We start from the raw sequence: 12,106 nt of genomic DNA, 5'->3' as shown, positions 1-12,106 counted from the left end.
CTGCTTTACAGCCCCAGGACTTCAAGCCTTACGCCAGTGCCTCGGACGAGGTTGCCAAGGGCTGTGGCGAAGCAGCCCCATTCACCTCGCGCGCGACCTTCCATACCAGCACTGCCGCCACGATATCGAATGCCGCCAGCACCACGAACAGTGGGCTGTAGCCAATTTGCGTAACCAGGATGCCGAACACCAGGGTAAACAGCGCCGCGCCCAGGTAACCACACATCCCGCCCATGCCGGTCGCCGTCGCCACCTGGTCCTTGCTGAACGAATCCGAGGTGATCGAATACAGCGCCCCCGACAAGGTCTGGTGGGCAAAGCCGCCAATGCACAGCAGCAGGATCGCCGTGTACGGGCTTTCGACCAAACCGATACAGGCCGGGCCGATCATGCAGCTGGCGCCGAATACCAGCACCATCTTGCGTGAGGTGAACAGCGACACCTTGAAGTAACGATGGAACAGTGGGCTCAGGTAGCCCCCAAGCACGCAGCCGATGTCGGCAGCCAGGAACGGCAGCCAGGCGAACATCGCCACTTCCTTGATGTTCATGTGCCGCTCGGTCATCAGGTACAGCGGGATCCAGGCGTTGAAGGTCTGCCAGGCCGGCTCGGAAAGAATGCGTGCCGAGGCGATCGCGTAGAAGTTGCGGGTCTTGAAGATGCGCTTCCACGCGCCCTTTTCACGCTGCTCGGCTTTGAAGTGGGCTTCCTGGCCGCTGAGGATGTAGTCACGCTCGGCGTCACTCAGGCGCTGCTGATCACGCGGATGCTTGTACAGCAGCATCCACAGCAGGGTCCACAGCACACCGGACGCGCCAACGATGACGAATGCCAGCTGCCAGCCACTGTGCAGGATCGCCCATACCACCAGCGATGGCGCCAGCAATGCGCCCAAGGACGAGCCGATGTTGAACCAGCCGATGGCGACCGAGCGCTCCTTGGCCGGGAACCATTCGGTGGTGGCCTTGACCCCGGCCGGCAAGCCGGCCGCCTCGGTCATGCCCAGCAACCCGCGCAGCAACGCCATGCTTTGCCAACCGCTGGCCAGGGCGGCCCCCGCACAGGCCAGCGACCAGGCCAAGGCGAAGACGGCAAAGCCCAGCTTGGTGCCGATGAAATCGATGAGCCAGCCAGCAATCGGCTGCATGAGGGCGTAACACATCTGCCAGGTCGCGACGATCTTGGCGTACTGCTCGGTGGTGATGGAAAGGTCGGTCATCAGGGTGGGAGCTGCCACCGAGAGGGTGTTGCGGGCGAGGTAGTTGACGACGAGCCCGGCCGTGACAAGGCTGACCATCCACCAACGGATGCCTTTGATCTTCATGGTTCACCTGAATCTTGTTTTTAGAGTGACGGGTGATCTGCCTCATGCGCCGGCAGGGCGAAATGAGACAAATTGTTTCAGGTGAAGAGTGCCATGTCATAGGTCATCGTACAACAACAATTATCAACGACCCGTAAAACGGATAAAATCGCAGCGATCCTCTGATTATCCAACCTCGTTGTACGATCTCGTATGGTCAATCAAGGTGACGGGCTCGCAAATCCTGCGCCAGCATGTCGATGAACGAACGCACCTTGGCTGAGCCGTACTTGCTCTCTCGATGCAAGATATGGATCGGCCAGGGGGCCTCCTCGTAATCGGCAAGAATGACCTTCAGCTTGCCGCTGGCCAGCTCATCGACCACCTGATACGACAACAGCCGGGCGACGCCCAGTCCATCCACTGCCGCAGCGATCGCGCCATCGTTGCTGGTGACTGTCAGCCTCGGCTTCATGCGTACCAGGGTCGGTTCGTCGGCTAGGCCGAAGCGCCAGCCGGCGCGCGGCGAGAGGGTGGTAGTGGCGATCACCGCATGCTCCAGCAAATCCGACGGGTGCTGCGGCTCGCCCCAGCGGGCAAGGTAGTCGGGCGATGCGCACAGCATCCGCCGCACCCGGCCCACGCGCAGCGCCTTGAGGCCGGAGTCAGGCAGCGGCCCGATGCGCACGGCCACGTCCATGCCCTCCTCGACCATGTTCACCACGCGGTCGAGGAAGTATGCCGACACATCGACCTCGGGGTATTGCTGCAGGTAGCGCACGATGCAAGGCATGACGAACTTCTTGCCGAACAGGATCGGCGCGGTGATCGCCAGTTCACCCTTGGGCGTGGCGTTGATCCCGGCCGCAGCTTCGTTGGCTTCATGGATGCTGGCGAGAATGTGCCGGGTGTCTTCCAGGTAACGGCCGCCCGCCTCGGTCAGCCGCACGCTGCGGGTGGTGCGCAGCAGCAGCTTGACCCCGATCTGCTCTTCGAGGGCGCTGACGGCACGGGTGACGGCGGCCGGCGAGATGTCCAGGCGGCGGGCGGCAGCGGCGAAGCTTTCCAGCTCACCGACTGCGATGAACACCTTCATCAGGTGAATCTGGTCCATGCGCGCTCCTGGGCATCGCGGGTGCGGGGATTATCAATTATCTGGGCAATTTGTGCTGCCTGTTCCGGCCTCTTCGTGGGGCAAGCCCGCTCCCACAGAGTTACCATGATGTTCGACTCAAAGGTAATCCTGTGGGAGCGGGCTTGCCCCGCGAAAAGGCCGGTACAGACAACCTCATAACTCCAGCACCAACGCCTGGGCCGGTACCGCACAACAGATCAGCGCAGTGCCCTCCTCCGGCATCTCGGCGGGCGGATTCGGGTAATGCACCTGCCCACTCACCACCTTGGTCTTGCACGTCCCGCAAGACCCACCCCGGCAACTGAACTCCGGTGACAGCCCGCGCGCCTCGGCCAGCTCCAGCAAGGTACCAGCCCCCGGCGCCCAACGTGCCTCCTTGGCGGAGCTGGCGAAGTACACGGGTACCGGCTCGCTGGCAGCCGGCGGCTGCTGCAGCGTGGGGCGCTGGTCGTCGCCATGCCGGCGCAGTGTCGATGGCCCGAAGGCTTCGGCATGAATGCGGGCATCCGGCACGTGTACGCCGCGCAATCCCTCATAGAGGTCCTGGGTGAAGCTGGCCGGCCCACACAGGTAGAAGTCGTAATCATCCAGTGCCAGCGCGCCCTTCACCTGCTCGATGCCCAGTCGCCCGACGTGTTCGAAGTCACGCTCTTGCACGGCTTCGGCCTCAGGCTGGCTCAACGAACGATGCACGCTCAAGCCAGGGCCGGCTCGCTGACGCAGTTCGGCCAGTTCCTGCTGGAACGGCAGATCACTCAGGCTGCGGGCGCCGTGGAACAAATGGATGCGGCGCGCCTGCCCGTTCGCCAACAGCTCGCGCAGCATGGCGATCAGCGGTGTGATGCCCACGCCCGCACCGATCAGCACCACAGGCCTGTTGCTGGCGCTGTCCAGGGTGAAGCTGCCCATCGGCAGGCGTACTTCCAGCCTATCCCCTGCCCTGACACGCTCATGCAGAAAGCGCGACGCCGGGCCCTGCGCCTTGACGCTGATCCGCAGGTAGCCATCGGACGGCGCGCAAGACAGGCTGTAGGTGCGAATCAGCGGCGCATCGGCCCCCAGCGGGATACGCACGGGAATATGCTGGCCGGGCGAGAACGTCACCGGCTCATCCGCGGCTAGATAGAACGAGCGAATGTCTCGACTCTCCTGCTCCACCCGCGCCACCCGCCAGGTCAGCCACTGGCGTTGCCGCTCACGCTGCTGAAGCCGCTGCTGCGCCTCGGCCCAGGTGCCGGTCATCAAGCTGGTTGGCGCATACTCCTCGAAGGCCCAGCGCAAACTCACCGCCGCTCGGCGCAGGACCACCTGCTCGATGTCCAGTGTCCATAACCGCTCGGCGCCTTCGAATACCGTGATCAGCGGGCTGTCGAGTATCACCTCGGTGCGTCCGGTCACTTGCAGCACATCACCACTGCTGAAGTCGACGAACAACAGCCCGGCCACCGGGTTTTCCAGCAGGTTGCCAAGGGTGTTGAAATGCAGGTTGCCGGCATAGTCTGGAATGCTCAGGCGGTTGCCTTCGACCCGAACGAAGCCGGGGCGGCCGCCACGGTGCGAGACGTCCACCGAACGGTGCCCGTCGGCGTGGTCGATGTAACTGGCGACGAAGAACGTGTCCGCGTTTGCGATCATCTGGGCGGTCGTTGCGTCCAGCCCTCGCGCATCGATCCGCCCTTGTGGCGGTTCATCGACACGGGTGTATTGGCGCAATTGGATGTACTGCGGGCAATTGCCGAAAGACTGCTCGACCCGCACCTGCAGCGCACCACTTGCGCCCTGAGCGATCAGCCCGTTGATGCGGTTACGCCGGCGCGTATGCAATTCGATGCCCAGCAGGCCGATGGCCTCGCCAGCAGCCAGCCCCGGCGCTGCCGGGTCGTCGCTGGCCGGGTGGCAGTCGATCAGCAATTGCCGTGGGTCAGGCGAGCTGACGAAGCCTGCCGGGCCTTCGAGCAGCGTCGCCCAAGGCTTGCCGCCCTGGTCTACAGCACCGGCAACGATAAATGGCAGTTGCTGGTAGAACGCGCGGTGCTGGTCGGGCATGTAGTCGCGGATGACTTTCTGCCCGAACACTTCCATACGCTCCGAAACACCGACCTGTTCTTGCAGGCGCTTCTCGCCGGCATGCCAGGGCGAAGTGCGATGGCTGGGAAGTTGCTGCATGGCGGCAGTCCTCGTGTGGAGTAGCGGCTCAGATACTGGTCTGCAAGCCAATGGCCGTGCGCGGCATGGCGACGAAGCCAGGCAATGCTTCTATCCGGGCCAGCCAGGCACGCACGTTGGGATAGGGTTCCAGCGAGACATTGCCCTCGGGGGCGTGGGCAATGTAGGAATAGTTGGCGACGTCGGCGATGGTCGGCTCGCTGCCGGCGAGGAACGCCGACTTGGCCAGCTCGGCGTCCATCACCTTGAGCAAGGTGTGCGCGCGCGCAATGACTTCGTCGGTGTTGAACGAAGCGCCGAACACGGTCACCAGGCGGGCGGCTGCAGGGCCGAAGGCCAACGGCCCGGCTGCAACCGACAGCCAGCGCTGCACGCGTGCCGCTTTGACCGGGTCATGGGGCAACCACTTGCCCGCCTTGTCGTAGGTGCTGGCCAGGTACACGAGAATGGCATTGGAATCGGCGATCACGGTGCCGTTGTCATCGATCACCGGTACCTGGCCAAACGGATTGAGGGCGAGGAACTCCGGCTGCTTGTGCGCACCTTTGGCCAGGTCGACGAACACCAGTTCGGCAGGCAGGCCGAGCAGCGACAGCATCAGCTCGATGCGGTGGGCGTGGCCGGACTTGGGGAAGTTGTAAAGCTTGATCATGGGCTGGGCTCCTGGGCCGGCATCGGGGTGATGCCAGGTGGAGCCCATCCTGCACTGATCCGACCGGCAGCAGAATCAGCGCAAGGAGCAAACCATAATTTCGCCTAGCGGAATAATAGGCCGGTCAGTGCCGCGACTGCTTCTGATAGCGATACAGGCCGCGCACTGCCTCGACCACGTGCGGCACGCAAGCCTGCAACTCATCGAAACTCATGGCATCGAGCAATTCGAAGTTGTCTTCCAGCCCGTGCAGCGAAATCGCCTTGAGCAACTGCTCATGCTCTGGCGGCAGCTCCCCCCAACCCGCCACCTGCGTGCCGCGCATGTAACCGAAGCACCACTCTTCCATGATGATCGCTGGCCCTTCCTCGGCCTCGCTCTGTTCGAACAACGGTTCGAAGCTTTCGAGGTCCTGCGCCAGTTGCTCGGCAATCTGGTAGGCATAGCGCAGCATCAAGGCGGTGTAGGCCTCTTCATGGGCGGGTTTCTTGAACTTCGGCACCTTGCCGCCAGCGACGGTGGGCAACCATTGCTCGGGCAGCACATCGACCGGCGAGCTGGCCAGGGCGGTGAAAAAGCCGTTGAGCTCGGCCAGGTTGAGCACCGAATAGTCGTTGCCGTAGGTGATCAGCAAGTCTTCGAGGCGGGCGAGTTCTTTTTCGCTGAGTGGAGGGAGCATGAGTAAACGTCCTGGAAAGCAAAGATGCGTGAACCCTAACACAGGACTGCTCCCAGTTAGCCCGCCGCTTCGCTGCGGCGGGCATTTTCCCTAGCTTGCCAACCAACCCGGCAATGCCGCCTGGTTATCCAGGCCAATCAAGAGCCATAGCAATATCCGACATTTGCGCGGGCAGAGACTGCCAGCCATGTGCATGCCCTTGCTTTGCAGGTCGATTTCCGCACCGACAAAGCCGTAAGTGGCCCTTGCTGTCGGCCCACAACCGGTGCGCGTCGCCACGATGACTGGCATGTCCTGGGCAATCCGCGCCAGTGTCTCAGACCAGGCAAGGGATACATGGCCCGCACCGAACCCAGCAACGACAAGGCCCTCGTAGCCAAGCGACGGGATGGCCTGCAGTAATGCGTGGTCTGCATCCAGGCAAGCATCGAGCAAGGCGACACGCTGCCCGCAATGTTTCGGCAGCGGTAAAACCTTGCGCGGTGCCGGAGGGCTGCGATAGATCACCTGCCCTTCCGCCACGCTGCCATGAATGCCCCAGCCGGGCGACTCGAAGGCAGCCATCGCAAGGCTGGCAGTCTTGCGGACATGGGCTGCCAGGTGAATCTGATCATTGAGCACCACCAGCACACCACGACCATGACTCTCGCTTGCCAGCGCCACCTGCACTGCAGCCATCAGGTTGGCCGGCCCATCATTACCCGGCTGACTGGCGGAGCGCATGGCTCCGGTCATGACCAGCGGGATATCGAAAGGCCAGAGCAAATCGAGGAAGTAAGCTGATTCCTCAAGTGTGTCCGTCCCCTGAGTCAGCACCACCGCCTGTGCTCCGCGCTCCACCTCGCCACGCGCCCAGGCCAGCACGTCGAGCAGGATCCGGAATGTCAGCGATGCGCTGGGTAACAGACCAAGCGTGACGGTGCTGATCTCGGCGAGCGCCGCTAATTGCGGTACTGACGCCAACAACTCGTCCCCACCCAGCCGCGGCGCCACACCGTTACCAGGCAGCCCTGCCTGCATGCTGACCGTTCCCCCCAGGCACCCTAACGACAAACGAGACAAGCAACTTTTGTCGTTCATGCTTCGGCCCCCACGACCAGTCCCAGTACCGATACGATGCCGGCTGTACATACGGCCATGGACACCACATTGCCGATGTATCCGTGCACGTAACCCGGCAGGCGCTGGCTGATTGCTGCCGCCAGCGGTGGCGAGAACAGCGCTCCCAAGGTGGCACTGCCGACCACCACCTGCCAGCTTGCGCCCAGCGTCAGCAGCGACGCCGGCACAATCGACACGATGGGAATATAGGTCGGATACCACCCGCGCTCGCGCCACTGGCGCCGCCACAGCAGCACGCCGAGTAGCGAGGCCAATGCCTGGCCCGCGATCATCGGTAGTAACAGCTGGCATCCATAGGCGGGGGCCGAAGGTGCCAATGCATGGGCGAGCAGTGCCCCAGACAATAGGCCGAGGCTGGCCAATTCATTGCCGAAGAACGGCGCTTCGCTGAAATCGGCAAGTACCCGGCGCAATACCCACACTACGCCGTAATCGGGTTTGCCAGTGGTGGCCTGCGGCATGCGAGGGCATATGCCGTCGCGCACCAGCACAGGAAAGCGCTTGCACAAGCCAAATGCCAACAGGCTCGCCAACGCCATGCCGCTCACGTTGCCGATCACCACCGGCAGTTGCAATGGATAGCACACGTAGTTGACTAACAAGAGGCTCGCTGGCGTTACCAACACCGCGCCCAGTAGCGCACCGTTGAGGGTAACCCGCCAGCCACCCCCGAATAGCAGCACCAGGGCAGCTGGCAGAGAGACGAAAGCCACAAAGGTGGGTTGCCAGGTACCACTGGCCAATGTCCAGCCCCAAAGCATATGGCTGAGCACCAGCCCGAGCAGTGAGCTGGCAAACAACCAAGGCCACAGGCCACTGCCGTAGCAGATGGCGAAACCCTGCCAGCGATACCCCTGCACATGGGCCCAATGGGCCAGGCTGGCGCCCAGAAGCAGGCCCAGCGCCGGTAGTTCATGTTTGTAGAAAGCGACTTCGCTGATATCTCCGACGATCCAACGCAGCCGGCTCAATGGCTGCTCCAGCGAAGCAGCCAACGTTGTGTAGTCTGGCCACTCGTCCAACGCCAAACTGGCTACCAGCAACGTCAACAGAGCCAGCATCGTCAGTAAAGGCATACGCTGCCGAGCGGCAGGAAGTGTCTGTTCCATACGCCCTCCTCAACGCGGCATCGCTGGATGCAGGCGATAGCCCAGCGTGGCATCGTACAAATCGGTACGACGATCGCGCGGCAGGTCGTTGAGGCTGTTCCAGACAGGCGCCGAGCGTGCTGCACTCAGATCGACATCGGCGTAGACGATGCATTCCTCTTCGGCACCGGCGACCTCTCCAATCGGCCAGCCATCGGTGCCCGCGATCAGCGAACAGCCAAGGAAGCAACCGCCTCGCTCATTGCCGATACGATTGGCCGCTGCGATATACAGGTTGTTGACGTGGGCAGCGGTCATGGTCAGGTACGACGCCATGCAGCGTCCCGCCGTATCGAACAGGGGCGGCGGTGTCCACACCCAGTTATTCAGGCTGCAGATGATATCGGCGCCTTGGCTGGCCATCACCCTCGGCACTTCCGGAAACCAGATGTCCCAACAGATCAGCAGGCCGATGCGACCTATTGGCGTTTCGAATACCGGGAAGCCGAGATTTCCCGGGGTAAACCACAACTTCTCCTGATCCCACAGGTGTGCCTTGCGGTAATGCCCAAGCCGGCCTTCGGGGCCAAACAGCACGGCACTGTCGTACAGCTTGAGCCCATCGCGCTCGGCGAAGCCTGCTGCGAGATAGACCTGCTGCTCCTGAGCGAACGTTTCCCAGGCCAGCAGGCTGGGGCCATCTTCCAGGGACTCGGCATGCGCGTAGGCCTCGGCCCGAGAATGGAAGGTATATCCGGTGTTGGCCAACTCAGGCAGCACAATCAGATTTGCCCCCTCTCTGACTGCGCGTTGGGCAAGCGCCAATCCTTTGCTGACGTTGCCATCCGTGTGCTCCAGGCCCACCTGTGGGTCGTACTGGATGACAGCGACACGAACGGGACTTACCGGTTTGCGATCTGCAGGCATGGCGGCTTCCTTGGTTTTGGTTGTTGTGGAAGGACGCCAGTAGAGCGGGAGTTGCCCGGGGAGTAACAGTCAGGAGACTCCCACGGAGCTTGAAGGAAAGGGCGAATCAGAATGTAAGAGTTGTCCTACATATGCGCTTGGATTTCTAGCACTTACCGCACGTGATAATGCGGATAGTGCGCTAACTCGAAGCCGCCTCTAAACTGAGCAGAAGTGTGATTGCAAAGATTGATGACCGCATCGATAGCCGTGCGAAGACAAGGCTCTGTCCAGCCGGCATCTACAGAGAAGGACTCACCGGCCAGATAGAGCCCCGACGCGCTGCTCAGGTCACGGTTGTACTTCATCAGGCTGACAGCATCATAGTAGGTGCCCGCACGGTACAACTTCGCACATCCCAATGCATTTCGGTCTGTCATCCAACGCTGTATGCGGATGTTTCGGGTATCGATGTAAGGCGAAATGGCCTCTCCGATATTGCTGCAGCGCAACATGATCCTGTCGAGTTCCTTGATGCATTTATCGGCCAGTTCGCTATCTGAAAATGACGCCAGTTTTGTCGCATCATCCTCCCAGGTATACCGTCAGGTGACGGCCTGCCACACGTTGGGATTGCTCGATCAGCGTCATACGCGTGAAGCCGCACCGCAGAAAGTAATACCGGCACCTACTATGCAAATGCGCTGTTCGCGCCTTGTGGCACGAGCAATTCCTCCCTCCTGCTCGACCAAACGGCGATAGTCGAAACACAGGTCAGGCGGATTGGGGAAGCGGGCAGCCCAAGGCTGAATGGGGTCTTGCGGCTCTATGGCCAAGTCGGCGGGGTGGTTGTGCGACGATCCGATAGTCATTGTCTCGTGCTCTCGATGAGGGAGCATGAGCATGAGGGGTCGAATGCAGCGCAGAGCGGTGTATAGCTAGTACCAGAAAGCATTCGCGGCGGTTCGCCGTCCCGATGAATCCGCAGCCCTTGGGGGAGCGGGTTCATCGGGGCGCGAACCGCCGCGAACAGGCCGTTAAGCCTTATACCGCCAGCGCACGCTCACGCAGTTCGCTGTTGAGGATGCGGTCGTTCTCGCTGTAGTCGACCGGGCAGTCGATGACGTGCACGCCAGGGGTCTTGATGCAGTGCTCGAGCAGTGGCAGCAAGGCCTCGGCGCTTTCGACGCGGTGACCATTGGCACCATAGGCTTCGGCGTATTTGACGAAGTCCGGGTTGCCGTAGTCGAGGCCGAAATCGGTGAAGCCCATGTTGGCCTGCTTCCAGCGGATCATGCCGTAGCCATCGTCACGCAGGATCACCACGGTGATGTGCATGCCCAGACGGACCGCAGTTTCCAGCTCCTGGCTGTTCATCATGAAGCCGCCGTCGCCGCACACCGAGATCACCGGGCGATCCGGGTACACCAGGTGCGAAGCCATGGCCGATGGCAGGCCTGCGCCCATGGTCGCCAGGGCGTTGTCGAGCAGTACGGTGTTCGGCTTGTGCGCCTTGTAGTTACGGGCGAACCAGATCTTGTAGATGCCGTTGTCCAGGGCCACGATGCCTTCGGACGGCAGCACGCGACGGATGTCGGCGACCAGACGCTGCGGGTAGACCGGGAAGCGGTTGTCGTCGGCACCTTCGGCGATCTGCGCTTCGTTGGCTTCACGAATCGCCATCAGACGGGTGAAGTCCCAGTGCGCGGTGTCGTTCAGTGCTTCGCTGATCTGCCACACGGCGTTGGCGATGTCGCCGATCACTTCGACCTGCGGGAAGTACACGGCATCGACTTCGGCGGAGCGGAAGCTGATGTGGATGACTTCGGTGCCACCACGGACCATGAAGAATGGCGGCTTCTCGATCACGTCGTGGCCGATGTTGATGATCAGGTCGGCGGCTTCAATGGCACGGTGGACGAAGTCACCGGACGACAGCGCAGCGTTGCCCAGGAAGCGCGGGTGGCGCTCGTCGACCACACCTTTACCCATCTGGGTGGTGATGAACGGGATACCGGTCTTGTCGATCAGCTGCTTGAGGACCTTGGCAGTCATCTTGCGGTTGGCGCCGGCGCCGATCACCAGGATCGGGCTGCGGGCCTTCTGCAGTTTCTCTACAGCGGCTTCGATGGCCACGTGCTCGGCCAGCGGGCGACGGTGCAGGCTGCGCGGGATCGGCAGGGCGTCGGTCTGCTCGGCGGCGATGTCTTCCGGCAGCTCCAGGTGCACAGCGCCCGGCTTTTCTTCTTCAGCCAGGCGGAACGCTTCGCGCATACGGGCCGGGATGTTGTCGGCCGAGGCGAACTGGTGAGTGTACTTGGTGATGGGGTCCATCATGCCGCACACGTCAATGATCTGGAAGCGGCCCTGCTTGGACTTCTTGATCGGCTTCTGGCCGGTGATCATCATCATCGGCATGCCGCCCAGGTAGGCGTATGCACTGGCGGTTACCAGGTTGGTTGCACCAGGGCCCAGGGTCGACAGGCTGACGCCAGTCTTGCCGGTCAGGCGACCATAGGTGGCAGCCATGAAGCCCGCGGACTGCTCGTGGCGGGTCAGTACCAGCTTGATCTTCGACTTGCGCAGGGATTCCAGCAGGTCGAGGTTTTCCTCACCAGGAATGCCGAACACATACTCGACACCTTCGTTTTCCAGGCATTGCACAACGACATCGGCGGCCTTGGCCATCTTGCTTGTAACCTCAAGTGATAGGACGGAAAGTCCAGAAATGCGCAGCACGGTACGCTGGCATCGCTCGGTTCGGGGGCCAGGATTGCCCCGAACTTAAGTCTTGACGCAGCTTAAGCGCAAACAAGTCACGTTAATTTGCGAGAAATATTGTCGCACCGTACAGACGGCACAGATAGGAGGATACAGACAAAAGACATTTGGCTGCAGCGTCATAGCGCCGCATTGCCGGAGGACGGAAAAGACAAAACCCCTACCTGCATGTGCAGATAGGGGTTTTGCGAAATGAATCTTGACGATGACCTACTCTCACATGGGGAAACCCCACACTACCATCGGCGATGCATCGTTTCACTACTGAGTTCGG

9 protein-coding genes, 1 rRNA gene and 1 pseudogene are annotated in these 12,106 nt (G+C 61.7%); all 11 read right to left on the bottom strand.

Annotated features, from left to right (window positions below; all coding sequences use genetic code 11):
* Nucleotides 1-28: 28 nt before the first annotated feature.
* Entirely contained in the window at nt 29-1,324 is a 1,296-nt protein-coding gene (locus tag L6D64_RS27095) for an MFS transporter (protein ID WP_176509806.1), read from the bottom strand.
* 196 nt (nt 1,325-1,520) lie between these two features.
* Entirely contained in the window at nt 1,521-2,417 is an 897-nt protein-coding gene (locus tag L6D64_RS27090; RefSeq protein WP_176509807.1) for a LysR family transcriptional regulator, read from the bottom strand.
* A gap of 174 nt (nt 2,418-2,591) precedes the next feature.
* Nucleotides 2,592-4,604: a pyridoxamine 5'-phosphate oxidase family protein gene (locus tag L6D64_RS27085; protein ID WP_176509808.1), complete on the bottom strand. Its 2,013-nt coding sequence runs from the start codon at nt 4,602-4,604 to the stop codon at nt 2,592-2,594.
* A 28-nt stretch (nt 4,605-4,632) separates the two neighbouring features.
* Entirely contained in the window at nt 4,633-5,256 is a 624-nt protein-coding gene (locus tag L6D64_RS27080; protein WP_176509809.1) for a glutathione S-transferase family protein, read from the bottom strand.
* Nucleotides 5,257-5,380: 124 nt separating this feature from the next.
* A complete protein-coding gene (locus L6D64_RS27075) occupies nt 5,381-5,935 on the bottom strand; it encodes a UPF0149 family protein (protein ID WP_176509810.1) in 555 nt (184 codons plus the stop codon).
* Between the two features lie 90 nt (nt 5,936-6,025).
* Nucleotides 6,026-7,015: an asparaginase gene (locus L6D64_RS27070; protein ID WP_176509811.1), complete on the bottom strand. Its 990-nt coding sequence runs from the start codon at nt 7,013-7,015 to the stop codon at nt 6,026-6,028.
* On the bottom strand, nt 7,012-8,166 hold the full coding sequence (locus tag L6D64_RS27065) for a hypothetical protein (protein WP_176509812.1): 1,155 nt from the start codon (nt 8,164-8,166) through the stop codon (nt 7,012-7,014). The genes L6D64_RS27070 and L6D64_RS27065 overlap by 4 nt, the downstream gene beginning before the upstream one ends.
* A gap of 9 nt (nt 8,167-8,175) precedes the next feature.
* Nucleotides 8,176-9,072 carry a nitrilase family protein gene (locus tag L6D64_RS27060; protein ID WP_176509813.1) on the bottom strand — a complete coding sequence of 299 codons (897 nt, stop codon included), beginning with the start codon at nt 9,070-9,072 and terminating at the stop codon, nt 8,176-8,178.
* A gap of 152 nt (nt 9,073-9,224) precedes the next feature.
* Nucleotides 9,225-9,653: pseudogene (locus L6D64_RS27055) on the bottom strand (FAD-dependent oxidoreductase); the annotation flags it as partial.
* 442 nt (nt 9,654-10,095) lie between these two features.
* Nucleotides 10,096-11,739, bottom strand: coding sequence for an acetolactate synthase large subunit (locus L6D64_RS27050; protein ID WP_176509814.1), 1,644 nt, complete (start codon nt 11,737-11,739; stop codon nt 10,096-10,098).
* A 290-nt stretch (nt 11,740-12,029) separates the two neighbouring features.
* Nucleotides 12,030-12,106 (bottom strand): 5S ribosomal RNA (gene rrf / locus L6D64_RS28675); the annotation flags it as partial.

The sequence above is a fragment of the Pseudomonas urethralis genome (assembly GCF_021602465.1).
GTDB lineage: Bacteria > Pseudomonadota > Gammaproteobacteria > Pseudomonadales > Pseudomonadaceae > Aquipseudomonas > Aquipseudomonas vlassakiae.
The sequence above is the reverse complement of the archived record's forward strand: the minus strand, read 5'-3'. Positions and strand labels throughout refer to the sequence as shown.

What these genes read in the sequence shown, in the direction of transcription:
- L6D64_RS27095 (WP_176509806.1), bottom strand. Translation starts at nt 1,324, where the DNA reads ATGAAGATCAAAGGCATCCGTTGGTGGATGGTCAGCCTTGTCACGGCC.
- L6D64_RS27090 (WP_176509807.1), bottom strand. Translation starts at nt 2,417, where the DNA reads ATGGACCAGATTCACCTGATGAAGGTGTTCATCGCAGTCGGTGAGCTG.
- L6D64_RS27085 (WP_176509808.1), bottom strand. Translation starts at nt 4,604, where the DNA reads ATGCAGCAACTTCCCAGCCATCGCACTTCGCCCTGGCATGCCGGCGAG.
- L6D64_RS27080 (WP_176509809.1), bottom strand. Translation starts at nt 5,256, where the DNA reads ATGATCAAGCTTTACAACTTCCCCAAGTCCGGCCACGCCCACCGCATC.
- L6D64_RS27075 (WP_176509810.1), bottom strand. Translation starts at nt 5,935, where the DNA reads ATGCTCCCTCCACTCAGCGAAAAAGAACTCGCCCGCCTCGAAGACTTG.
- L6D64_RS27070 (WP_176509811.1), bottom strand. Translation starts at nt 7,015, where the DNA reads ATGAACGACAAAAGTTGCTTGTCTCGTTTGTCGTTAGGGTGCCTGGGG.
- L6D64_RS27065 (WP_176509812.1), bottom strand. Translation starts at nt 8,166, where the DNA reads ATGGAACAGACACTTCCTGCCGCTCGGCAGCGTATGCCTTTACTGACG.
- L6D64_RS27060 (WP_176509813.1), bottom strand. Translation starts at nt 9,072, where the DNA reads ATGCCTGCAGATCGCAAACCGGTAAGTCCCGTTCGTGTCGCTGTCATC.
- L6D64_RS27050 (WP_176509814.1), bottom strand. Translation starts at nt 11,739, where the DNA reads ATGGCCAAGGCCGCCGATGTCGTTGTGCAATGCCTGGAAAACGAAGGT.